Source organism: uncultured Rothia sp. (assembly GCF_963544205.1).
In the GTDB taxonomy this organism is placed as follows: Bacteria; Actinomycetota; Actinomycetes; order Actinomycetales; family Micrococcaceae; genus Rothia.
Genome location: NZ_CAUUDY010000007.1, coordinates 54,746 through 78,978, shown reverse-complemented (window position 1 = coordinate 78,978; position 24,233 = coordinate 54,746). Strand labels below are relative to the sequence as shown.

The window sequence follows — 24,233 nt, the reverse complement described above, 5'->3', positions numbered from 1 at the left end:
GCCTCTTAGAGCGAAAGAGGCTACCCGCCGTCGTGTATTTAGGCTACCCTGGTTAGACTGATTGGCACGATAGACGCGAGCGAAGGAAGGCACACGGACATGGCTGAACGCCTTAGCGAAAAATTTGAGATTCGCCCCTGGCAGGAGGGTGATGACCTTGCCCTGCTTGAAATCTGGAACTCTGCCCGTAATGAGGTTGAGGAGCGCCAGCGTGGCCTTTTCGGCCCGGATACGGATGCGCCGTTTAGCCGCACTCTGGTGGTGACTGTTTCGGGTGTGCCGGTGGCTGCGGGTACTGTGGTGGCTTCGCTGCTGCATCCGGCGCGTCTGTGGTCGTATGTTGAGGTGGCGGCTGATCACCGCCGTCAGGGTATTGGTACCGCGCTGCTGAATGCGCTGCGTGAGATTGCGGCGGCGCACGGTCAGACCACTGCTTTGCGTGTGAAGCTGTCCCCGTTTAGCGATGGTGAGGAGTTCGCGCAGGCGGCTGGCATGAAGCTGGTTCAGCGCTCCCGTATGGTGCGTGTGGAGCCGGGCGCGATTCATCCGGTGTCTTTGCGTGAGGATGCTGACGGTAACGAGACCCAGGCGATTGAGGATTTGGCGACCGGTTCGGTGGAGCTGACTTCTGCGCTGTGGAATTTCTACCGCCGCGCCCACGAGTGGGATGTTCCCGCCGAGGTGGGTTTGGGCACCGTGAACCGCTACTTCCTTTCGGATGAGGTGCGTGCTTTTGGCGCCGTGGTGCTTCGCGACCACATTCGCGAGGCGGCTGCCGAGGGTAAGAAGGGTCAGATTGTGGCCTTTGCGGTGAGCTACCACCCCTTCGAGACCGACCCGGAGGCGGCGCTGGTGAATGAGAACACCGCCACCGAGCTGCTGCTGGGCTACGACTTCGATAATGAGGGTGCCGTGGAGGCGATTATGCAGGTGCTGTCCCTGCTGAGCGCTAAGTACCCGGTACTGGTTGAGGTTGATGACGCCATGGAGGCGCTGGTTCAGGTGACCGACGTGCTGCTGCGCGCCGGTACCGCCTCGGTGGAGGGCGACCCGACCTATATTTACGTGACCGAGTAGGTTCTCGGGTAGATTCCGAGTAGATGCTCGGTACCGAGCCTGCTGGCTGACTCTTGCTGAGAGGGGCGGGGGAGTGGAATGCTTCCCCGCCCCTTGTGCGTACTGCCCCTTGCACGTACCTGCGCCCGCCGCCGACTACCGCCGCGGGGTGCCTCCAAAAAATCCGCCTGTGCTGTGCCGCTGTGCCCCGTTAGCTGAGTCCGGTTCTCGATTTGCCCCCGTATGCCACAATATAGGGGTGAATTCTGAAGCACCCCGTCTTACCCTTCCGCCCCTGAAACTGGGCAAACTGACCGTTGATACTCCCGTGGTTCTCGCCCCGATGGCTGGCGTGACCAATAAGGCTTTCCGCCGCCTCTGCAGTGAATATGGCGGCGGCCTGTACGTTACCGAGATGGTGACTGCGCGCGCCCTGGTGGAGCGTAAGCCCGAGTCCATGCGCATTATTGAGCATGACCCGGACGAGAAGATCCGCTCCATCCAGATTTATGGTGTGGACGCGGTCAACGTCGGTAAGGCTGTGCGCATGGTTGTTGAAGAGGACCGTGCCGATCACATTGACTTGAACTTTGGTTGCCCGGCTCCTAAGGTGACTCGCCGCGGTGGCGGTGCCGCCCTGCCCTGGAAGACTGACCTGTTCACCGCGATTGTGCAGACCGCGGTGAAGGAGGCGTCCCGCAACGATATTCCGCTGACCATTAAGATGCGTAAGGGCATCGATGACGACCACATTACGTTCTTGGAGTCCGCCAAGATTGCGCGTGATGCCGGTGTTGCGGCGATTGCTCTGCACGGTCGTACTGCGGCTCAGCATTATTCGGGTAAGGCTGACTGGGATTCCATTGCGCAGCTGCGCGAGCTGATTCCGGACGTGCCGATTCTGGGTAATGGCGATATTTTCTCCGCTGAGGATGCGGTGCGCATGGTTGAGCAGACCGGCGTGGACGGCGTGGTGATTGGTCGCGGCTGCCAGGGCCGCCCGTGGCTGTTTGGTGACCTGCAGAATGCGTTTGAGGGTTCGTCGGAGCGTATCCGCCCGACCCTGACTGAGGTGTCGGACATGATTTACCGCCACGCAGAACTGCTGGTGGAGACCTTCGGCGATGAGACCCGCGGCCTGCGTGAGATTCGCAAGCACGTGGCGTGGTACTTCAAGGGCTACCCGGTTGGTGGTGAGCTGCGCGCGAAGATGGCTCAGGTGCCCGACCTGGCGACGTTCCGTGAGCTGATTGCTCAGCTGGATCACTCGATTGGTTACCCTGGTGCCGCCGTGGAGGGTTCGCGCGGTCGCGCCGGCAGCCCCAAGCAGCCGCACCTGCCCGATGGCTGGCTGGATTCGCGCATCCTCGGTGATGCTGAGCGTCTGGGGCTGGTGGAGGCTGAGCTGGACATTTCCGGCGGCTAACCCCCTGTACTTGTGTGCCGCGGCGTGCTGTTTGCGCGTCGCGGCGCATCCTTTTTCGAGCCTGTTCGCGCGTTATTTCCCGCTCCTGCAACGCCCACAGGCGCTACCTGTTGACCCCCACCGTAGAATTGAGTTTATGGCTGGATTAATCCGCAAAGAAGACATTGACGAAGTCCGCGCCCGTACCGATATCCGCGAAATCATTGAAGGCTACGTGAGCCTCAAAAGCGCAGGTATAGGCACCTTCAAGGGGCTGTGCCCGTTCCATGACGAGCGCACGCCCTCCTTCAATGTGCGCCCGCAGGTCGGCTCGTACCACTGCTTCGGTTGCGGTGAATCCGGTGACGTGTACTCCTTCGTCATGGCGATGGAACACACCAGCTTTGTTGAGACGGTGGAGCGTCTTGCCGCCCGTATCGGCTACACCCTGCACTATGAGGGTGGTAAGCCCGGCGACCGCTACGAGGCGGGTATGCGCCGCCGCCTGCTCGATGCACACAAGATTGCCGCCGAGTTCTTTGAACGCAACCTCTACAGTGCTGATGCGCAGGAGGCACAGCGCTTCCTCGGCGCCCGCGGCTTTGACCCCGCCGCAACCCGCAAGTTCGGTGTCGGCTACGCACCCCGCGGCTGGGACCACCTGCTCAAGCACCTGCGCTCCCAGGGCTTCACCGACGAGGAGCTGAAGGCGACCGGCATGTTCTCCGAGGGCAACCGCGGCCTGTACGACCGCTTCCGCGGTCGCATCATCTGGCCGATCCGCACCATCGCCGGTGAGACCATCGGCTTCGGTGCCCGCCGCCTCTTCGATGACGACCAGGGCCCCAAATACCTGAACACCCCCGAAACGCAGCTGTATAAGAAATCCCAGGTGCTCTACGGCATTGACCTGGCAAAACGCGATATGACCAAGACCAAACAGGTCGTCATTGTGGAAGGCTACACGGACGTCATGGCGGCGCACCTAGCCGGCATCACCACCGCCGTAGCAACCTGCGGAACCGCGTTCGGTCCCGGACACATCAAGATGGTGCGCCGCATGATTACCGACGACGGCTCCGGCGGCGAAATCATCTTCACCTTCGACGGCGACGCCGCAGGTCAGAAGGCCGCCATGGCAGCCTTCCAGGAGGATCAGCGCTTCGTCGCGCAGACCTTCGTGGCGGTTGCCGAGAACGGCATGGACCCCTGCGACCTGCGCCTGCACAAGGGGGATGCCGCCGTGCGCTCGCTGATTGCTTCGCGCCGCCCGCTCTTTGAGTTCGCGATTGATTCGACCCTCGCCAAGTACGATTTGGCGACCCTTGAAGGCCGCGTGCTGGCGATGCGCGCCATCGCCCCGATTATCGCCGGCATCAAGGACCGCGACCTGCGCCCCGCCTACATGCGTAAGGTCTCCGGTCAGCTCGGCCTGGAGCTGGACGAGATTCAGCGCGCCGTGGCGTACGCGCAGAACCACCCGAAGCTTTCGCGCACCCAGCAGGCGGAGGCCGCCGCCGCGCCGCGTTACGAACGTCTGAACGAAGGGCCGCAGGGCCAGCCCGGTATGGCACATACTGATGCGCCCTACGATCCCGCCTACGATGCGCCGCCTCCCGAGGATTACGCCGTACCCAGCGCCTACGCCGGTCAGAACGCTGCCGCGCACCCGCCGAGCAGCATTCAGCCCGCCGCACCCCAGCCGGAGGCGACCGCCCCCGCCGTCGAGGAGTTCCTCACCCCCGACCCGCGCGATCCGGTTGCGCGCCTCGAAAAGGCGGCGCTCGAGATTGCCCTGCAGCACCCCGAGCTCATCAGCGTGGAACAGTGGCGCAACCTCGCCACCGTGCAGTTCCGCTACCGCACCCACCGCGAGGTGGCCGCCGGCATCATTCATGCCGCAACCGTCATGGCGCCCACCCCCGGCATCGAATGGATTAACTGCGTGCGCTCCGGCGCGGTAGAAGGCGTACACCCCGCCATCGCGGAGCTCGCCGTCTCACCGTTGCCGGTCAGCAGCGCCGAGCGTCTTCCCGGTTTCGTCACCGGCGCACTCAACGCCCTGTTTGAGCAGCAGATCGCCCGCCAAAAATCCGACCTGATGATGCGCTTGGAACAGCTCAGCGCCAACCCGGACGACGAAGAGTTCGAAGCGGTACAGCATCAGCTTCTTGAGCTGGAGATGCGCCGCCGCCAGCTCAGCGCCCAGCGTGGCTAAACACAGTTCCTGGTGAGCGCCCCGGCTGTCTGCCGAGCGTTTTACGTTCCGCAGACAGCCGGGGATAGCGCGGGGTAACCGGAACCCAAGCCCCAATCCAACCGCATACCCCAACCACACAGCCCAAAGAGTGATGCACTTCACGGCATTTCAAGTTGCGGAGCCCAAACAGCCCCGGTATAGTTATTACTCGTTGCAAGGGAAACCAGCAACGAAAACAAAATAATCCCCCGTAGCTCAATTGGCAGAGCATTCGACTGTTAATCGAAGGGTTACTGGTTCGAGTCCAGTCGGGGGAGCAGATATAGCAAGAACCCCGGAATGAAGTTCCGGGGTTCTTGCTATATACGTTCCTCTGGCTCGAACCAGTAACTCCTCGGGCTTACGCCCTCGGCGAGGCAAAGATTTTTGGTTCCTCGCGCGCTCGGAAAATCTTCGCCTCGCTAGGCGAGTCCAGTCGGAACGTTCCCTCCGCAGCCGTGTCCACAGTCGTGAACCAGTTTATGAAGCCCGCCCCTCAAGAAAAGTTCACCCCACCCGCACACCCTACGCGCCCATCCAAAGCACAACAGGGGAACGCCTCCCCAACCATCTTTCGCACCTACTCCAGAGCAAATCCACAGGTGCAACCAAGCCCAGAATGCTACGCCCGCAGCTCAATACAAACCTCAGAAAGTCGAAAATACCTGAAGAGTTAGCGCAAACCCCCGTTCAAACGGTCACGCGGGGGTACTATAAGGGGCTAAACTATAGGAGGTGGAGTGCGAAAAAGAAGCCTCCAAAAACACGTCACGGAGAGGTGGTCATGACCACTACTACTAATCCCAAGGCACCCAAGCGTTTCTTTGCTGGCATCAGCGGGATTAAGTCCGGCGTCGCGAACATCATCGACGCTGGCAAAACCTTCAAGACCCTCGGACCCAGCCAGGTCAAGGACGAAATCCAGATTGCAAAGCACGAGCTGAAGACCAAGGGTATCGCCGTTGGTAAGGGCGCAGCCTTCTTCGGCGTCGCAGCAGTCTTCGGTCTGTTCCTGATTATTGCGCTGGTCGCCGCAGCAATCCTCGGCCTCGGCACCGTCATGCCCTACTGGGCATCCGCGCTGATTTTCGCCCTCATCTTCCTCATCGTCCTCGCTATCTGCGCACTGGTCGGTCTGAAGAAGGTCAAGGCTCAGCTGCCGTTCAAGCCCGAATCCGCAATCTTCGGTCTGCTCTTCGACCTCGGCGTACTCAAGGAAGGTACCGCCATGTCCGCTGAGCGCCTGAAGAAGGAGCAGGCAGAGCGCGCCGAGCAGAAGGCTAAGGAAGCTGAAGAGGCAGCAGAACGCGCCCGTAAGGAAGCTGAAGAGCGCAAGGCACGCGGCGAGGAAGAGCCCAAGCCGCCGACCTTCGAAGAGCTCAAGCAGCGCACCGCAGAGCGTCGCCAGCACCTGGCTGCCCTGCGCGACGACCTGCAGTCCTACACTGGCGACGTTCAGTCCAACACCCAGCAGGCTCTCGATGCTCTCAAGGCAGTGCCCTCCGAGGTTGCCGCAGGTGCAGCAGCTACCGGCCGCGGCCTGGCAGAGAACGTGCGCAAGCCCGAGGTTCTGCAGGCACGCTGGAAGTCCTTCGCAGCACTGGGCGCATCCATTGCAACCGTCCTGCACTTCCTGAACCGCCTGGTACGCCGCTAAACCCGGTACAGGATTAACGCCAAGCGTCCAAACGCCCCGATATTCGTATCGGGGCGTTTGTGCGTCTACGGCAGGTTCCGGGCGCCTGTCTCAACGGTTGGTTTAGAGGTAACTCCCAGCCAAAGCCGCCCGCTACAAGTCGGAGAAGGACGCAGCTCACAGGTAGAATAGACAAGTGCTGTACGTACTGGACCCACCCGGTGCACGCGGCAGACAGAGGTAGAAGCGGCGCACCGTCGCACCCGAAACCCCAAAGTCACCGACACACTACACCCCGATGAGGAGCCCCGTCATGGAACAGGCAAAGACGATTCTGATTGGCGCAGAAACCTACCCGCCGGACATCAACGGTGCAGCACAATTCGGTCACCGCCTCGCCACTTCCATGCTCAAGCGCGGCCACTCCGTACACGTAGTCGCCGCCAGCCCCATCCCCGGCCCCAGCTACCGCACCGAGGTAGAGGGCGGCATCGTGGAGCATCGCCTGCGCTCGCATCTGCCCCCGACCCACGAAACGAACCGCATCTGCCTGCCCTGGGAAATCTGGTCCGAGGTCGGCGCAATCCTCGACGAGGTCCGCCCGGATGTGGTGCACGTGCAGTGCCACTACATCATTGGTCGCGCGCTGATTTTCCAGGCGAAGCGCCGCGGTATTCGTGTTATCGCAACTAACCACTTCATGCCCGCGAACCTTGACCCGTTCCTGCCCTTCCCCTCTCCCGTGAAGCGCGTGATTGAGAAGGCAACCTGGAAGGATATGCGTTTCTGCTTCTCCAAGACCGCGGTCGTCACCACCCCCACCCAGATTGGTGCGGATGCGATGCGCGACCTGGGTCATTTTGACCGCCCGGTCATGCCGGTTTCTAACGGTATTGAGATCAGCGACTACGAGCTGGCTGAGGGTGCTGACGCCGGCAAGGTTCCCGGTGAGCTGCGTATTGCCTTCGTGGGTCGCCTTGCCGAAGAGAAGAACGTGGACGTGCTCATCGAGGCGCTCTCCCTGCTGCCCGATACCCTCGAGCACGTGGTGCTTGATATTGCCGGTGGTGGCGAACTGCGTGAGGCTCTCGAGCAGAAGGCGCACGATTGTGGCGTTGCCGATCGCGTGATTTTCCGTGGCTTCGTTCCGGATGAGCATCTGCCCGAGGTGTACCAGATGGCTGACGTGTTCTGCCAGCCCGGTACCGCTGAGTTGCAGTCCCTGGTTTCCCTGGAAGCGATGAGCGCCTCCACCCCCGTGGTGCTCGCGAACGCGCTGGCTCTGCCGCACCTGGTGGAGGACGGTGTGAACGGCTACCTCTTCGAGCCCAATAACGCACAGGATTTGGCGAAGAAGCTGGAGGCTGTGCTCTCCCTGCCCGCCGCTGAGCGTGAGCAGATGGGCCGCGAGTCCCGCCGCATCGTGGGCTTCCACAGCGCGGAGAACACCTGGCGTACCTTCGAAGAGCTGTACGTGAGCGACGCTCCGTACCAGCGTTACCTGGATTCGCGCCGCTAAGTTTCTTTAGGTGCTGAGTGGTTGATTGAGTGTTTTTCGTTCTCAGTCGCCGTTCAGGTACTCTAGAGGATGGTGCTGGCGCCCATTACGCGCCGTCACTGCACCGGATGGGGAGTTAGCTCAGCCGGTTAGAGCAGGGGACTCATAATCCCTTGGTCGCGGGTTCGAGCCCCGCACTCCCTACGGCCCCGCCCGTCGACTTCACCCACTTGTCGGCGGGCGGGGCTTTTTCGTGCCTGCGCCCGCCTATTTTCGTGTGTGGAATGCATCAACGGTGATGAAAATGAGTAAATGACGAACGAAGACGCACCATAGCGTTCAATACGGTAGGGTTGAAGAGTCTTGTCACGAAAGACAGTGTGATGCCGCCGGTAGATGCCGATTCTGCCGGTAGGTGTTGCTTCCACACACCATACGAGAGGATCTCAATGTCGGAGAACACTCCCAACAACCCGTCGCAGGGTGCCGCCGGGGGCTACGGCTACGATGCTGGCGCGCGTCCCGCACAGGACGCTTCGCTTCCGGGCCAGGCTGCTCAGCCGGGTAATGTAGCTCAGGCTGCTCAGCCGAGCCAGCCCGTGCAGTCGAGCCAGCAGGGTAATGCTGCTCAGCCTGCCGCACCGGTAGCACCTCAGCAGCCCGTTCAGCCTCAGCAGGCACCTCAGCTCGCTCAGGCAAACGCTAATGCACAGCCGAATGCTGAGGATCAGGCAGCTCCCGCTCAGCCCGGTCAGCCTGCCGCCGCACCTCAGCCTGGTACTGCACAGCCCGGTGCTGCACCTCAGCCCGGTCAGCCCGGCCAGGCAGTCTACGCGCCGAGCGCACCGCATCCGGTGGTGAAGGCACTGGGTGCCACCTGGAATGCGTTCCTGGACGTCTTCTCCAGCAACCCGGCGACCGCGCACGCCCGCATTTCTTCCGCCGGTGCGTGGGGTTGGATTGTTCCCACGACTCTGCAGGCGCTGGTGGGTGCATTCTTCTTCAGCCAGCTGGTTATTCTGGCTGCCGTTGTCATGATGTCCATGTTGGGCTACATGTTTGGCGGTCGAGGCGGTGCCGCATACGGTGGTGCCTACGCCGCACAGACCGTACCGACCGGACGCATGATTCTGGCGTACGTGCTGATGGCTCTTGCAATCTTCGGTGTGCAGGTTCTGCGCGGTGTGCAGCTGCAGCTGACCGCGCGTATTGGCAAGGCTCCGGCGTCCTTCACCGCGAGTATGCACGCCGTGTCGGTGTCTTCTCTGGCGTTGATTCCTTCGTTCCTGGTGCTGAACCTGCTCGTGTTCTTCTTGACCCTCACCCGTAGCGGTGGCGGTGCGTTCTTCCTGACCATGCTTATGGTTCTGGTGCTTGCTTTCGCGGTGTTCTCGGGTGAGGCTCTGACCTACCTGGGCTTGAACCGTCTGGGCCGCTTCGCGAAGTCCCCGATTATCATGCACGCGGCGCTGAGCACCGCGTGGGTTCTGGCATCCATGGTTGTTTACTACGTGGCTATCCGCCTGATGGGAGCCTAGAATGCACGCGATGACTTACACCCCGGCTGCACCGGCTCGTCAGCGTTGGATGTTCCTGGCGGTTCTGCTGACCATTGCAGCGCTGATTCTGAGTGCCTGCAGCGCGAAGATTGAGACCCAGTTGGGTCTTGAGAGCGCCGAGAAGGGTACTCGTACGATTCTGGTTTCCTTCAACATGAAGGATAACCAGGACAAGGTTAAGGGCGGCACCCAGGCGCTGGATGCGTCCGTTCGTAAGCACCTGCCCGAGGGCATGGAGTACGAAGGTATTCAGTCCGAGGGCGAGAAGGCTCGTGCGACCTTCAAGGTGTCCTTCTCCTCCGTGGACGAATACCACTCCAAGGTGACCTCTCTGCTGAAGGCTTCGGGCTCCGACATCAAGCCGCAGATTAGCATCATCAACTCTGACCAGGGCCTGGTGCAGGGTATTCAGGTGAAGGAAAACTTCAGCTCGGGTGACCTGCTGGGTTGGCTTCCCGAGGCGCTGGTCGTGGATGGTGTGGTGTCTGCATCCAATAAGAACAGTGTTCTCAGCAGTAGCGATGAAACCACTGTGAAGTTTGGCGAGAAGGAAGTGAAGAACTCCGGTGGTTCTAAGATTTCTGCGAAGGATGTTCAGGACCGCGGTTTCCGTAACGTCATTCTTGACGTGAAGGAGAAGGACGGCGGTTACTCCGTGATGGTTTCCTTCGTCGCGAAGGAAATCATGAACACCGAGACTGCCTCGGCAGTCGACGCCTACCTGAACCAGGTCAAGCCTGAGGGCTCCGAGCTGAAGAAGGGCCTGGAGTCCTCGCAGGCGAAGGCATATGCTCCTTCCGCATCGACCGCCAGTGCGAAGGAAGAAGTGGGTCGTACCCTGACCTTTAGCGCTTCTTCGATTGAGGACCTGGGCAGCGGTCTCAAGAAGCTGTTTGGCGCAAGCAGCACTGATTTCTCCGCCAGCCGTGAGGTAGTGGCGAAGGATAACACCTTCACCGTTCAGAAGAAGATTTCGGGTCTGCTGGACTGCTCCCTGCTGTGCTCCCCGAACGGTGATGGCTTGACCCTGACCATCGTGGACAGCAACGACAAGTCCTACATGGTTGACCCCGAAGGCCGTGCTAGCTCCTCCCGTTCTGGCGGTAGCAGCACTCTCATCGCGGTTGACCGCGTTTCTTCGCGCCAGATCGAGATGAAGAGCATGAAGGTCGCTACCTCCCTGGGTCTGGACGGATCCATGGAAGCACGTTTCCTCTACGCATTCCCGACCGAGGATGTTGCGGGCGCTGAGCAGAAGCTCAAGGACGTTTTCGCAGGCGGCAGCAATGACGAGACCGAGGTCCGCCAGGACGGCGACTCCACCATCGTGAGCGTGAAGGTTCGCGGTAAGGACCAGAACGAGTTCAACCAGCGACTGAACGAATACATGCCCGATTCGAAGGTAACCGTCACCCGCCCCGGTGGCTACCACCCCTTCGGTTCCGACTACACGGTTACCCCTGAAATCAAGCTCTCTTCGAAGCTGGGTAACTACTACTCGGCTCCCTTCGAGTTCACCTTCAAGGCTCCGACCTTCTCCTCGCTGGACCAGCAGAAGGTAGATGCCGCGAACAGCCTCGCGAAGAACTCTCAGCACGTGCAGCTCACTGTCAACGGCGGCGAGCTGAGCGTCAAGACTGACCGCGGTGTCAGTAGCACCTCCGGTCTGACCGTTCCGGCATCCGGTTTGAGCATGACCGACGTAATCGTGGACGCGGTTATTGTGGGTCTGCTGCTGCTCATCCTGATTCTGCTCTTCCTGTTCCGCAAGAAGATCGCGGCGGCTCGTGCAAAGGGCCGTGAGCGTCGTGCCGCTTCGGCTGCTGCGCTGGGCGCGGCGGCTGGTGTTGCGACCGGTTACGGCGCAACCCAGGCTGACGCACAGAACGGCTACCCGGCACAGGGCGGCTACGCTGCGCAGAATGGTTATGCTGCTCAGTCCGGTTACCCGGCGCAGAACACCGCCTACGCCGCGGGTGACGATTCGCCGACTCAGGTGTTCACCCCGCAGCACGGCCTGAACTACGGCGAGAATGAACCGACGAAGGCAATGCCTGCGTACGATGCGCAGGCTGCGCAGCCTGCACAGCCCACCCAGCCGGTTCAGCCCGGTCAGACTGCTCAGCAGCCTGTACAGCCGAACCAGTTCGGTGCTGATGACGGTGACGTCCTCCAGTAAGTAGCTGCCTCTAGCACCCCGCTAGAGAACGCAATCTAGGCTGGATTCTGTGGCCCGTTGCCTCCTTCTTGGGAGGTGACGGGCCACAGCTGTATCTGCGGCTTGTCGCCGTTAGTGCCTGCTCCTAATACCCGCCCGGCACGGGTAGCAGAATGCTCGGTTCCTTCGACCTCAGCAGGCTCATGGGGTTGATGTACTCGGCGTCCTTGCCGCTGCCGTCTCCGCGGGCGCCTCCCTGGCGTACGCCCCAGTACAGGCACGCGGTGGAGCACCGCCGGTAGGGGCGCTCGCTGTTGCCGCCCGCCGTGACTGCGACGGTGCCGATGACCTCACCGGCTGCAACCGTGGTGCCGACGGTGAGCGCCTCGTCCATGGGTTCGAAGGTGCTGCGCCGCCCATCCGGATGCGCAAGGACCAGCACTTTGCGGTTGACGACCGTGCCGCTGAACACCACTTTGCCGGGTGCCGGTGCGTAGACGCGCCGGTCGTGTTCGGGCACGGCGAGGTCTACGCCGCGGTGCCCGGCACTCCAGCGTTGGGCGGGCTTCTCAAAGGGATGGATTACCCGCGGTCTGGATGCGGCGGTGGGGGAGCGGTAGCGTAGTCGGCTCGCGGCGAGCTCAACGGTGTTGGGAGCCTCGGCACGTGAGAAGGCATTGTTCCAGGCACCCACGCCGCCCGAATTATCCTGCCCACCCGCGTAGCCCTGCCCACCAGCACACACGAGCACGCCCAGCAGACAGCACGCCACCAGCATTACGCGCCGCAGCGTTGTTTCTAATGTCTTCATGTTTTGCTTCATCTTCTGAGCACATCACGAATCGCCCCGCCCCGCAGGGCCTCACGAAAAATTGTGGATAACTGCGCCGTTTCCGCCTTAAAATCCGTTATCCACAGTGCCCCTGCACACACCCGAACCGCCTGCGCAGGTTTTAACCCCATCCCGGCGGATTAATCGCGGAATATACGGTACAATGTCGTATTGCAGTGTGCCTGCGCGGGTATTATCCCTCTTCGAGGGGGTCCGTACAGCATCACTGACGACGCGCGGCGTGAGCGGCATCCTCATCGGGGGAGCCGATAAGGGACCTTCGGTCCACCCACACGGGGTGGTTAGGGCCTGAGCTGAACGGGTAACCGTGAACGCTAACCGCCGCCAGGAAAAACTGATAACTACTATGCGCGCGTTGGGCTAGCCCGAATGGGAGGTCCGCGCGGCACCACAAAAAGGAGACGACATGCCCGTCGTAACTATGCGTGAAATGCTGGACTCCGGCGTTCACTTCGGTCACCAGACCCGCCGTTGGAACCCCAAGATGAAGCGTTTCATCCTGACCGAGCGCAACGGCATCTACATTATCGACCTGCAGCAGTCCCTCGCCTTCATCGACAAGGCATACGAGGCTGTTAAGTCGACCGTCGCACACGGTGGCAACATCCTGTTCGTGGGTACCAAGAAGCAGGCTCAGGAAGTTATCGCTGAGCAGGCAACCCGCGTGAACATGCCCTACGTGAACCACCGCTGGCTCGGTGGTATGCTGACCAACTTCAGCACCATCTCCAAGAGCATCGAGCGCATGAAGGAACTCGAGCAGATTGACTTCGACGATGTAGCAGGTTCTCGCTACACCAAGAAGGAACTGCTCCTCATGCGTCGCGAGTTCGAGAAGCTCGAGAAGACCCTCGGCGGTATCCGTAACCTGTCCAAGGTTCCCTCCCTCCTGTGGGTTGTTGACACCAAGAAGGAGCACCTGGCAGTTAACGAGGCTCAGAAGCTGGGCATCCCCGTTGTTGCTATCCTCGACACCAACTGCGACCCCGACGAGGTTGCTTTCCCGATCCCCGGTAACGACGACGCTATCCGCTCCGTCAACCTGCTCACCCGCGTGATTGCTGACGCAGTGGCAGCCGGCCTGATCGAGCGCAACGCTAAGAAGAACGGCAAGGCTGAAGCAGCTGAGGAGCCCATGGCAGCTTGGGAGCGCGAGCTCCTGGAGCAGCACGAGGCTGCACAGGCTGAAGAGGCTGCTAAGTAAGCTTTCTTAGCCCACTAAGCTTTATGCTTTGTGGCCCCCGCCTGCGGGGACCACGTTCGGACGGCGCCCGCCCTGACCTGGGCGCGGCGCCGTCCGCCATTTGTACCACCGGGATGTCATCCCGATTTATTACAGCAACACAAGGAGTTCACAATGGCGAACTACACCGCAGCAGACATCAAGGCACTGCGCGAGAAGACCGGCGCAGGTATGCTCGACGTCAAGAAGGCTCTGGACGAGGCTAACGGCGACCAGCAGAAGGCTGCTGAAATCATCCGCGTTAAGGGTCTGAAGGGCATCACCAAGCGCGAGGGTCGCGCAACCGCTGAGGGCCTGGTAGCTGCACGCGTTGAGAACGGCGTTGGCTACATGATCGAGGTCAACTCTGAGACCGACTTCGTGGCAAAGTCCGACCCCTTCATCGCTTTCGGCCAGAACGTGCTCGAGGCTGCTATTGCTGCTAACGCTTCCACCCTGGAAGAGCTGCAGGCTGCATCCTACGAGGGCAAGACCGTTGAGGAGCTGACCACCGACGCTGGTGCACTGCTCGGCGAGAAGATCGTTGTCCGCCGCGTTGCACGCGTTGAGGGCGAGAACGTTGCAGTTTACCTGCACAAGACCTCCAAGGACCTGCCGGCACAGGTTGGCGTTCTGCTGGCTGTCTCCGGTGAGAACACCGACGAGATCGCACACGACGTTGCAGTTCACATTGCTGCAATGAGCCCCAAGTACCTGGATTCCGAGTCCATCCCCGCAGACCAGATCGAGACCGAGAAGCGCGTTGCTCGCGAGACCGCAATCGCTGAGGGCAAGCCCGAGAAGATTCTGGACAAGATCGTTGAGGGTCGCCTGAAGGGCTTCTTCAAGGAGAACACCCTGCTCGATCAGGACTTCGCGAAGGACTCCAAGAAGTCTGTCGCACAGGTTCTGTCCGAGGCTGGCGCAACCGCTACCGCATTCGCACGTTTCCGCGTGGGCGCATAAGGACTCGCTGCAGTTCTGCCCTCCCGTATTGCGGGTTCCCGGTAAGGGAAATCGTATGAGGTTGGGATTATAGCCTGAAGCCGGGTAGTCACCACTGGTGGCTACCCGGCTTTGCTGTATCCTTGATAAGGACTAGGCGGCAGGAGTCCGCCCCGATCACCTATAACAATCCCTAGGTAAGCCACTGGAGGAACCATGACTGAAGCGAATCCCCGCCCGATGCACCGTGACGAAACCGGCCGCCGCCGCGTTTTGCTCAAGCTTTCCGGTGAGGTTTTTGGTGGCGGCGAAGTCGGTATTTCTACCGAGGTCGTGCGCAGCATCGCTAAGCAGATCGCCGCAACCGTTGGCGAAGTTGAGACCTCCATCGTGATTGGTGGTGGCAACTTCTTCCGCGGCGCTGAACTCTCTCAGGCGGGTATGGATCGTTCCCGTGCAGATTACATGGGTATGCTCGGCACCGTGATGAACTCCCTGGCTCTGCAGGACTTCCTGGAGCAGGAGGGTATTGACACCCGCGTTCAGTCGGCTATCACCATGCCGCAGGTTGCTGAGACTTATATTCCTCGCCGCGCGATTCGCCACATGCAGAAGGACCGCGTCGTGATTTTCGGTGCTGGTGCGGGTCTGCCCTACTTCTCCACCGACACTGTGGCTGCTCAGCGCGCCCTGGAAATCCACGCGGACGAGGTTCTGGTCGCTAAGAACGGTGTGGACGGCATCTACACTGCTGACCCGAACAAGGACCCCAACGCTGAGCGCCTGTACAACCTCACCTACGATGAGGCAATGCAGCGCAACATCCGCGTGCTGGACCAGACCGCGTTCTCCCTGTGCCGAGACAACAACGTGACCATGCGCGTGTTCGGCATGCAGGGTGAGGGTAACGTGACCCGCGCGATTCTGGGCGAGAAGATGGGTACCCTCGTTACTCGCTAACGCCTAATTTTCTAGGCCGGGGCATGTTTGATGCCCCTCTGATTGTGACCGTGCTCGATAGCGCGGACTTATTCTGGACGGTACCGCGCGGGTAAGCGCTAAAACTCGCTTATGCCCGCCGGTACCGTCTAGACTTATATCAAATACGACGTTCTGCCTCTTTCCCTCCGACTTCGCGTTATTCCTAAGGTTTTTGCCTCGGATGCGCCGCGAACCGACGGGGAATCATGAGGGCTGAGCGAACGCCCACCGACAATTCTGGCACCCCAGAATTCCGACAAAGGAGATCCTTTCGTGATCGAAGAAATCCTTGCCGAAGCCGGCGAGAAGATGGAAAAGACCATCGAAGCAACCAAGACTGAGTTCGCTAAGGTTCGTACCGGTCGTGTGAACCCCGCAATCTTCAGTGGCCTGACCGCAGAGTACTACGGTGCACCGACCCCGCTGCAGCAGCTGGTGTCCTTCAACGTTGAGGACGCACGTACCGTCAAGATCGTTCCCTTCGACGTGACCGCACTGGCAGCTATCGAGAAGGCTCTGCGTGACTCCGACCTGGGTGTTAACCCCAGCAACGACGGTGCAGCTATCCGCGTTGTCATGCCCGAAATGACCGCTGAGCGCCGTAAGGAATACACCAAGCTCGTCAATCACAAGGCTGAAGAGTCCCGTGTCTCCATCCGTAACGTCCGCCGCCATGCTAAGACCGCTATCGACAAGCTCGTCAAGGACAGCGAAATCGGTGAGGACGAAGGCGCACGCGCTGAGAAGGAACTGGACGCACTGACCAAGAAGCACATCGACCAGGTCGACGCACTGTACAAGCACAAGGAAGCTGAACTGCTCGAGGTCTAAACCCCAAATGAGTGCACGCAAAGAAGCGAAAGAAGAGAGAGGCGCACAGCCGGCTCCACAGCAGAGCCCGCAGGCGGCGGTAACCCCCGTGAAGTCGCGCAGCGCCAAAGCAGGCCGTAACCTGCCCGCCGCCATTGGCGTGGGCGTTGGTTTCGGCGTGCTGTTGGTGCTCGGTCTGATCTACCAGCCGATTTTTGTGGCGATTGCAGCTGCTGCGGCTGGCCTGGGCGCCTGGGAGATTGGGCACGTGCTCAACACCCGCCGCGGCTACGGCATCCCGGAATACCTGCTGGGTGGCCTGTCCGGCGCGATTGTGGCGGTGTCTTACCTGTTCGGTTTTACCGGTCTGGGCATTGCCTTGGCGGTGAGCCTGCTGGTGCTGCTGCTCTCTTCTGCTCTCGTGCGTGCTGACCGTCAGGTCTCACTGGGTAAGTCTTTGAGCGGCAGCGCCCTCGCCCTGCTGTGGGTGCCGCTGATGCTGGGCATCGCCATGGTCTACTTCCAGACCGACCACGGCGAGCGCGGCGTCCTCATGATTCTGCTGATGGCCATCTGCAATGATACGTTCGGCTTTATCGCCGGCGTGAATTGGGGCAAGCACCCGATGGCACCGAAGATCTCCCCGAAGAAAAGCTGGGAGGGACTGGCTGGTTCCTTCGTCGGCTCGGCGGTTGTTGGTGCTATCGCCCTGGCGGTCATGGGTTCGCCCTGGTACTGGGCTATTCCGCTGGCTGCGGTCATGGTGGTCGCTTCGACTGCCGGTGACCTGGTGGAGTCCGTGTTCAAGCGCCGTATGGGTGTGAAGGACATGTCGAATATCCTGCCCGGTCACGGCGGCATGATGGATCGCCTGGACTCGATTCTTTTCGCTGCGGCGGCTGGTTGCCTGATTTTCCGGTTTATTATGCCGCTCTAAAGCTTCAAGCTTTTATTGCTTACGGAGGCGGGGCGTTTCTTCCCACGGGTGGGGAGGGGCGCTCCGCCTTTGCTGTACCCGGTTTGCTGTATCCGGCTTTGCTGTACCCGCTGAATAGGGGCGTAGAAGTCAGGAAAGCAAGGGACTATCTCTAAGACACCGCCCGCCAACCTTGCGTCAGGTAGCCTGCGCATTGGTATTCTTAAAGTTCAATCGTCGAGAGGAGCCCACTTTGGCAAGCACCACCCGCGGAGGCGGATTTGCCCGTGCCGGAGAAACCGAACCCGGCTACAAGCGTAGTGAAGTAGACCGCCTGTTCACCCGCCTCGCCGAGGACTACGAGAAGCTCAGCGGAGCCTCCGAACTGCCCGAAGACCTCTACACCTCCCGACGAATCCGCCAGGTCGTCTTCCGTGAAGAACCCGGCGGCTACCAGCTGGACGTGGTCGACCGCGCTCTCGAAAAGATTGAGGAACGCTTCGCCAAGCTCGAACGCAGCCGCTACATTGAGGCGTACGGCCTGGACAACTGGGAACGCTCCCTCGTAGAGACCGGCGAGCTGCTCGCTGGCCGCCTGGAGCGCCCCGCCGGTGAGCGTTTCCGCCGCCCCAGCAAGCGCCGCCACATGGGCTACTTCGTCGGTGATGTGGACGCCATCTGCGACCGCGTGTACGCCCAGCTCAACAGCGAAGAGCCGCTGGACCCCTCCGTGGTGCGCCACGCAAAGTTCCGCCCCGCCTCAGGCACCGTCAGCTACGAGGAATCCCAGGTGGACGCATTCCTGGACCGCTGCATTGAGCTGCTGCAGGATCTGCTCTAAAACGTATGTGTAGAATCCCCCGCCCCGGATGACAGGGTGGGGGATTTTTCTGTGCTGAGGTCTTCTCTGCTGAGGCGCCTCTACGATGGGGGCGGCGCCAGTACCCGGACGCACCCGCGAGCTCATGAGACACTAGAACCATGAAGTTTGGATCCTCAGCACGCGTCGGCGGCAGCCGCGACCGCCTCACCGACGCCCTCACAGAACTCACCCGCGCACCGCAGCGCGTCACCCTCCTCGGCTCAACCGGCTCCATCGGCACCCAAGCCATGGAAGTCATCGACCACCTCGCCGCGCTCAAGGGCACCAGCGCCTCCGCCGCCGACGCACCGCTGAAGGTCGTCGCCCTCTCGGCGGGCTCCCGATCCCTCGAACTGCTCGCACGCCAGGCAGTGCACGTGCGCGCCGAACTGGTCGCCACCAGCGGCACCGCAGAAGACGCACAGCGCCTGCGCGAACTCATCGAAGCGGCAGCCTCCGAAGCAGGAGCCACCGGCTACACCCCGCAGATCGCCCACGGCGCCGAAGCCTCCGTACAGGCGGCAGCGCACCCGGCAGACACCGTCCTGAACGGTATCACCGGCTCCATCGGCCTGGAACCGACCCTCACCGCCCTCAACAGCGGCTACCGCGTGGCACTCGCCAACAAGGAATCCCTCATCGCAGGCGGCCCGCTCGTACGCGCCGCCGTGGACGCATCGCCCCTGGACACCCCCATGGTGCCGGTGGACTCCGAACACTCCGCCCTCGCGCAGGCGCTCGCCTCCGGAACCGACGCCGAAATCGACCGGCTGATTCTGACCGCATCGGGCGGCCCGTTCCGCGGCTACAAACGCGAACAGCTGCACGACGTGACCCCCGCGCAGGCGCTCGCACACCCCACCTGGGACATGGGCCTGGTCGTCACCACCAACTCCGCAACCATGGTCAATAAGGCGCTCGAAGTGCTCGAGGCGCACCACCTGTTCGGCGTGGACCTGGACCGTATCGACGTGGCGGTTCACCCGCAGTCCGTCGTGCACTCCATGGTGCAGTTCGTAGACGGCTCCACTATCGCGCAGGCGTCGCCGCCGAGCATGGTTCTGCCCATCGCGCTGGGTCTGACCTGGCCGCACCGCATCCCCGGCGCGGTGCCCGCTTGTGACTGGTCGAAAGCGGCATCCTGGACTTTCGAGCCGCTGGACGAGGAAGCATTCCCCGCCGTGCGCATGATTAAGGACGCCGGTAAGGTCGGTGGCACCCACCCGGCAGTGTTCAACGCCGCCAATGAGGAAGCCGTGGCAGCATTCCACGCGGGCGCGATTCGCTTTACCGACATTGTCGATTCGGTGGCGCGCGTGCTGGAGGAGCACACCGGCAGTGCCGAGGCTGTCTCCGACGCTGACCTGACGCTGGAGGCGGTGCTGAACGCGGAGCGTTGGGCTCGCGTTCGTGCGAATGAGCTGCTGGGTATGACCGGACGCTAAATCGGTTCTGAGGGGTATGCTCCTGGAATGGACTTGGAGGGGAGGTGTTCGTCCTCGTTCCTACAGGGGCACCCGCCCTCGCTTCGCTTCGGGCACCCTGATGTCACTTTCGGACGACACCGCCCCTCCGCGCCCCCTTGCCTCCCCCCCCCGGCCCATAGTAGGCTAGTGTTCAAAATATGTTCTCTCTAGGGCAAACAACAAAGACCCCTCGAACGAGTGAACAAAGATGCAGCATATATTTCACGAGGAAGTGCCCCTATGCGTCGACCGAACACCCTACGAACCCTTGCCGGGGCTCTACTCCCGCTAACCCTGCTACTTAGCTCCTGCGCGTCCGGGCAGCCCAGCGCCGACTCCTCGGCATCCGCTAACACTGAGAAGGCGTATAGCGCCTCCAAGAGCCCCGATAGTCAAGCTATCGAAAAAGTAGAGAACCTCGCCTCACTTTCTGACAACGTTGCCCGTGCCTACCAGCGCTCCCTGAGCCAGTGCATGGCTGAACGAGGATTCCCGAACTACAAGGTTCCTGCCGGAGAAACTGAACCCCCGCTGCTACAGACCGCTGGTTTCGAACCTCTCACCGTCGCGGATGCCCGCACTCGTGGATACAAAGAGCGCTGGTCTTTGGTAACTGCTGAGCTGGAAGAGCAGAGCCGCACTATGAGCGACGCCGAAATGCAGGCTCTTCACGGCACTGAAGGAAAGGGCGGTTGCCAGCAAGAAGCCACCCGCGCAGTCTTCGGTTCAGAAGAATCCCGTGCGATCATAAAAAAGGTCAACGTCACTGCGGTTCACTACCTTAACAACGACGCAATCTTCAAAGATCTTGAGCCTGCCACCGAGAAGTGGGCACAGTGCATGAAAGAACGCTTCGGAGGCGACTACACGTCTCCGGATATGGCTCGCGAACAGTACCGCCAGAACAACCAAGACACCCACGAGCTGGCGATCAACGATGCGACCTGCCGCGAAGCAACCGGGCTAGATGCAGAACAGCGAAAGATGGCTATCGCTTACCTGAGTTCCTTCCTCGAAAAGGAACAGGGTCTCATCGAACAGGTGACCACCGCCAAGAAAACTGCTGAAGAGAACGCCCGGAAGATTCTGAGCTAATCCTGCAAACTAATCAGACCGGACTAACCAGAGCAGGCGTACAAAGTCGCTGTAACAGCTGCACCTCGCCACAGCATATTGTGCCCGGCACGTATCCCCGTGCCGGGCACAAACTAACTCCATACGGCATCGCCGCCACCTAAGCCCAAACGGCACAGACAATAGCGTTTCCACACGCGCACCCAAAGAAGGGACACCATGAGTGCCACCCCCACCCGCCAGAAGAAAACCCACTGGCTCTACGGTATTATCGCCCTGCTCCTCATCATCACCGTTGGCACGCTCATCAGCGCCCAAAACATCAAAACCACCGCCCAAAAAGACGCGGAAGCAGCACCCCCGGACCCCTCCACCATCACCGCCACGGTCACCCGCGAGAAACTGCGCACCACCGTGCCCCTGACCTGCACCGCGAACTACGCCACCTCAACCCCGCTGCGCTACAGCGGCGAAGGGCAGTACACCGCAATCACCATCAAACACGGTGATACCGTCGGCAACGGCACCCTCATCGCAGAAGTCAACGGTGAACCGCTCATCACCCTCACCGGCGGTTTCGCACTCTACCGCGACCTCAAACTCGACGACAGCGGCCCCGACGCCGCACTCCTCAACGAGGCACTAACCGCCATGGGGCGCCAGGGCCCGCAGCCCGCGCGCATCACCGAAGACACCTACGAGGCTCTCAACAACCTCCTTGACAGCCTCGGCTACGCGCACGTGAAGACTGACCAGCCCATTCCCGCCCGCTACTTCCTCATCATCAACCGTGCTGGACTCGTCACCGGCAACCCCCGAGCAACCGGCGCCATTGCGGACGGCCCCGTAGCCACCATCGCAGAAGGTAGCAAGACCCTCAGCTGCACCGGAACCACCGGCAGGCTCACCCCCGAAGCTCGTAGCGGCCAGAAGGTAACCGTGCCCTCTCTTGGTGATACTGAGTACGTCGCAACCCTCGGCTACAAGAACACTTCTGAAGCCGCAGGTGCCGCAGGTAACAGCCAGGCCGGTCGCCAGGCTAATGGTGCAGAAGGCGCGGCTGGCTCCAACCTCAACGGCGCAGCCGGTGCGGCAGGAGGCACCGAAGGCGAACGCATCCTCACCCTCGACGTAGGAGATAAGGCGGACAGCCTCCGAGGCGCCGTCAACGCGGAACTCACCCTCGAAGAAACCCCCGAAGCGCACCTGGTCGTACCCTCATCGGCGCTCTACACCCGTGATGGACAGACCCGAGTCATCGTGCTCGGCCCCGAAAGCTCCAACGGATCGAAGGCACGTGAAGAACGCGAGGTAACCGTTACCGTCATCAGCAACGCCAACGGCAAGAACGCCGTCACCGGTGACCTGCACGAAGGCGACAGCGTCAAAATCATGCGCGAGAAAAAGTAGGGAGTAGACATGACTGACTCCCGCGCCGCTCACGCGCACCCACCAGCCTATAGCGTCGATATTCAGGGAGTGTCCCAGCACTTTATGCAGGGTGACACTCGAATTGACGTGCTCAAAAATATTGACCTGAAAGTCCGCTACGGAGAAGTCGTCGCAATCCTGGGACCGTCCGGCAGCGGCAAATCAACCCTGCTGAATATCCTCGGTCTGCTCAGCACGCCCGCCTCCGGCAACTACCTGCTGGACGGTACAGACACCGCAACCTTCACCGCGGCACAGCGAGCTGAAGCGCGCCTAGACAACATCGGTTTCGTCTTCCAGGCGTTCCACCTCATCGAGCATAAGAACGTGTACCGCAACGTTGAGCTACCGCTCATCTACCGTGGCGTGCCCAAAGCGGAGCGAGCGCAACGTGTTGCGGATACTCTCGCCCTGCTGGGGTTGAGCCACCGGACGGATGCGCCCATCACCACTCTCTCCGGTGGCGAGAAGCAGCGTGTGGCTATTGCGCGTGCGCTCATCGGGGAACCGGCGTTGCTGCTCTGTGATGAGCCGACCGGCTCGCTGGATGAAGAGCTCACCCGTGAAGTGATTGACCTGCTCCGTGAATGTACGGGTGACCAGCAAAGCACGATTGTGATTACCCACGACCCGCTCGTGGCGGAGCACTGCGACCGGGTGCTACGTATGCACGAGGGGCAGCTCATCGAGCAGAAGGCACCGCGACACGAAGAAACGACTGTTCGTGCGTCTCTGCATCAGCCTGGCTTTGCTGAGGAACAAGCATCTAAGCCACAGGGCAGTGGTCGTGCACCTTGGGCGCTCGCGTCCCTCAAAGAAGCCTGGGACGCTACCGTTCACCGGGTAAGGCGCAATATCTTCACCATGCTTGGTGTGGTTCTGGGTATCGCTTCGCTTGTGCTGACCGTTGGTCTGACCGCCACCATTTCTGGGCAGCTGGCTGACAGCTTCGACATTTTTAGGGCTAAGCACCTGACGATAAGCTCGACCCGAACCGAATCCATGAGCCGTACTGAACTCTTGAACCTAGCGGCAAGCGAGAACTACCGGCGTGTTAGCCAGCTGAACGGAGTGACCGGTACCGCGCTAGTGGATCAGCTGTATGAATCCGCAGATATTCAGCGCGGTCCAGACAACTTCGGTGAGCGCGGTGCTAACGTGACGGCGTCCGTTCTGGCGGCAACGCCCAGCATCTTTAGCGTGCAGGGTCACGAGCTGGTGTGGGGTCGTACCTTCGATGAGGGACACGTGGAGCGTAACGATAAGGTTGTGGTGCTCAGCGAAAGCGTGATGCGCCAGCTCGCGCTGCCATATAGCCCCGGGGTCACGGTTTATATTCACGATGAGCCGTACACCGTTATCGGCGTGGTGCGGGAGAATCCCTCGCTGACTCTGTCGTACGGTTCGGTCTACCTGCCACTGGGTGCGAAGCCTGGTGCCGATGCTGAAGAAGCACAGCCCGCCGCCGGTGGTGGTGGCGCGGCAGCGCAGACCGGTAAGCGTTCCACTCAGATTGTGGTGAGTACTGTTGCCGGTGCCGCAAACCAGATCGCGGAGGAAGCGCCGTACGCTCTCTCGCCGGAACGTCCCACCCTGTATAGCGTGAGTGTTCCGCCGGAACCGAAGACCCTGCGTGAAGCCGTAGACCAGCAGCAGCGCACCATGCTTCTTGCCATGAGCGTTATTACCCTCGTGATTGGTGCGATGGGCATTATGAATACGTTCCTGGTCGCGGTGATGGAGCGTCGCCGTGAGGTTGGTTTGCGTCTGGCTATTGGCATGCGCCCTTCGGGTATTCTGCTGCAGTTCTCGGCGGAGGCGCTACTGACCGGCATCCTGGGTGCTGTGGCTGGTATTGTGCTGGCGGTTAACGGCATTTCGATTGTGTCTTTGATGAACCGTTGGACGCCGATTATTAGTGCTGACACTATCCTGCTGGGCCTGGGCGCTGGCGCGCTGGTTGGTGTGTTGGCTGGTCTGTATCCGGCGGCGAAGGCATCGCGTATTGACCCGGCGCAGACCCTGGCGGCAGGTTAGTCGTTGAGGAAGGCGCGGAGGGGCGGTGTTGTCCGTAGTGACATCAGGGTGCCCGAAGCGAAGCGAGGGCGGGTTCCCTGTAGGA

18 protein-coding genes and 2 tRNA genes are annotated in these 24,233 nt (G+C 61.1%); 19 read left to right on the top strand and 1 reads right to left on the bottom strand.

Features of this window, described 5'->3' with window-relative positions:
- Positions 1-99 precede the first annotated feature (99 nt).
- From RWZ58_RS05315 to RWZ58_RS05275, 9 genes are all read left to right on the top strand, one after another.
- Positions 100-1,077, top strand: coding sequence for a GNAT family N-acetyltransferase (locus RWZ58_RS05315; RefSeq protein WP_314657905.1), 978 nt, complete (start codon positions 100-102; stop codon positions 1,075-1,077).
- A gap of 238 nt (positions 1,078-1,315) precedes the next feature.
- Complete coding sequence (gene dusB, locus RWZ58_RS05310) at positions 1,316-2,482, top strand: tRNA dihydrouridine synthase DusB (protein ID WP_049341672.1); 1,167 nt, start codon at positions 1,316-1,318, stop codon at positions 2,480-2,482.
- 136 nt (positions 2,483-2,618) lie between these two features.
- A complete protein-coding gene (gene dnaG / locus RWZ58_RS05305) occupies positions 2,619-4,679 on the top strand; it encodes a DNA primase (RefSeq protein ID WP_314657904.1) in 2,061 nt (686 codons plus the stop codon).
- A gap of 226 nt (positions 4,680-4,905) precedes the next feature.
- Positions 4,906-4,978, top strand: a tRNA-Asn gene (locus RWZ58_RS05300).
- A 506-nt stretch (positions 4,979-5,484) separates the two neighbouring features.
- On the top strand, positions 5,485-6,357 hold the full coding sequence (locus tag RWZ58_RS05295; protein WP_294625200.1) for a phage holin family protein: 873 nt from the start codon (positions 5,485-5,487) through the stop codon (positions 6,355-6,357).
- Between the two features lie 292 nt (positions 6,358-6,649).
- Positions 6,650-7,855: a glycosyltransferase gene (locus RWZ58_RS05290; RefSeq protein WP_296545647.1), complete on the top strand. Its 1,206-nt coding sequence runs from the start codon at positions 6,650-6,652 to the stop codon at positions 7,853-7,855.
- 109 nt (positions 7,856-7,964) lie between these two features.
- A tRNA-Ile gene (locus tag RWZ58_RS05285) sits at positions 7,965-8,038 on the top strand.
- A gap of 245 nt (positions 8,039-8,283) precedes the next feature.
- Positions 8,284-9,372 (top strand): hypothetical protein, encoded by a 1,089-nt coding sequence (locus RWZ58_RS05280; protein ID WP_314657903.1) that lies wholly within the window; start codon positions 8,284-8,286, stop codon positions 9,370-9,372.
- A gap of 1 nt (position 9,373) precedes the next feature.
- Positions 9,374-11,572, top strand: coding sequence for a flagellar motor protein (locus RWZ58_RS05275; RefSeq protein WP_314657902.1), 2,199 nt, complete (start codon positions 9,374-9,376; stop codon positions 11,570-11,572).
- 124 nt (positions 11,573-11,696) lie between these two features.
- On the opposite strand, the gene RWZ58_RS05270 is transcribed toward RWZ58_RS05275, so the two are convergent.
- Positions 11,697-12,362: a M23 family metallopeptidase gene (locus RWZ58_RS05270; protein ID WP_314657901.1), complete on the bottom strand. Its 666-nt coding sequence runs from the start codon at positions 12,360-12,362 to the stop codon at positions 11,697-11,699.
- A gap of 448 nt (positions 12,363-12,810) precedes the next feature.
- Here RWZ58_RS05270 and rpsB point away from each other — a divergent pair, with 448 nt between their 5' ends.
- The 10 genes from rpsB to RWZ58_RS05220 all read left to right on the top strand — a co-directional run bounded on the left by rpsB (position 12,811) and on the right by RWZ58_RS05220 (position 24,148).
- Positions 12,811-13,608 carry a 30S ribosomal protein S2 gene (gene rpsB, locus RWZ58_RS05265; protein WP_005508818.1) on the top strand — a complete coding sequence of 266 codons (798 nt, stop codon included), beginning with the start codon at positions 12,811-12,813 and terminating at the stop codon, positions 13,606-13,608.
- A gap of 153 nt (positions 13,609-13,761) precedes the next feature.
- Positions 13,762-14,592 (top strand): translation elongation factor Ts, encoded by an 831-nt coding sequence (tsf, locus tag RWZ58_RS05260; RefSeq protein ID WP_005508816.1) that lies wholly within the window; start codon positions 13,762-13,764, stop codon positions 14,590-14,592.
- Between the two features lie 195 nt (positions 14,593-14,787).
- Complete coding sequence (gene pyrH, locus RWZ58_RS05255) at positions 14,788-15,531, top strand: UMP kinase (protein WP_005507067.1); 744 nt, start codon at positions 14,788-14,790, stop codon at positions 15,529-15,531.
- Between the two features lie 294 nt (positions 15,532-15,825).
- Positions 15,826-16,383: a ribosome recycling factor gene (gene frr / locus RWZ58_RS05250; protein WP_005507069.1), complete on the top strand. Its 558-nt coding sequence runs from the start codon at positions 15,826-15,828 to the stop codon at positions 16,381-16,383.
- A 7-nt stretch (positions 16,384-16,390) separates the two neighbouring features.
- On the top strand, positions 16,391-17,299 hold the full coding sequence (locus RWZ58_RS05245) for a phosphatidate cytidylyltransferase (RefSeq protein WP_314657900.1): 909 nt from the start codon (positions 16,391-16,393) through the stop codon (positions 17,297-17,299).
- 232 nt (positions 17,300-17,531) lie between these two features.
- A complete protein-coding gene (locus tag RWZ58_RS05240) occupies positions 17,532-18,119 on the top strand; it encodes a cell division protein DivIVA (RefSeq protein ID WP_070847199.1) in 588 nt (195 codons plus the stop codon).
- Positions 18,120-18,259: 140 nt separating this feature from the next.
- A complete protein-coding gene (dxr, locus tag RWZ58_RS05235) occupies positions 18,260-19,585 on the top strand; it encodes a 1-deoxy-D-xylulose-5-phosphate reductoisomerase (RefSeq protein ID WP_314100224.1) in 1,326 nt (441 codons plus the stop codon).
- A 261-nt stretch (positions 19,586-19,846) separates the two neighbouring features.
- A complete protein-coding gene (locus RWZ58_RS05230) occupies positions 19,847-20,701 on the top strand; it encodes a chromosome partitioning protein ParA (protein ID WP_314657899.1) in 855 nt (284 codons plus the stop codon).
- Between the two features lie 198 nt (positions 20,702-20,899).
- Positions 20,900-22,090, top strand: coding sequence for a secretion protein HlyD (locus RWZ58_RS05225; protein ID WP_314657898.1), 1,191 nt, complete (start codon positions 20,900-20,902; stop codon positions 22,088-22,090).
- Positions 22,091-22,099: 9 nt separating this feature from the next.
- On the top strand, positions 22,100-24,148 hold the full coding sequence (locus tag RWZ58_RS05220; RefSeq protein ID WP_314657897.1) for an ATP-binding cassette domain-containing protein: 2,049 nt from the start codon (positions 22,100-22,102) through the stop codon (positions 24,146-24,148).
- The last annotated feature ends 85 nt before the right edge of the window (positions 24,149-24,233 follow it).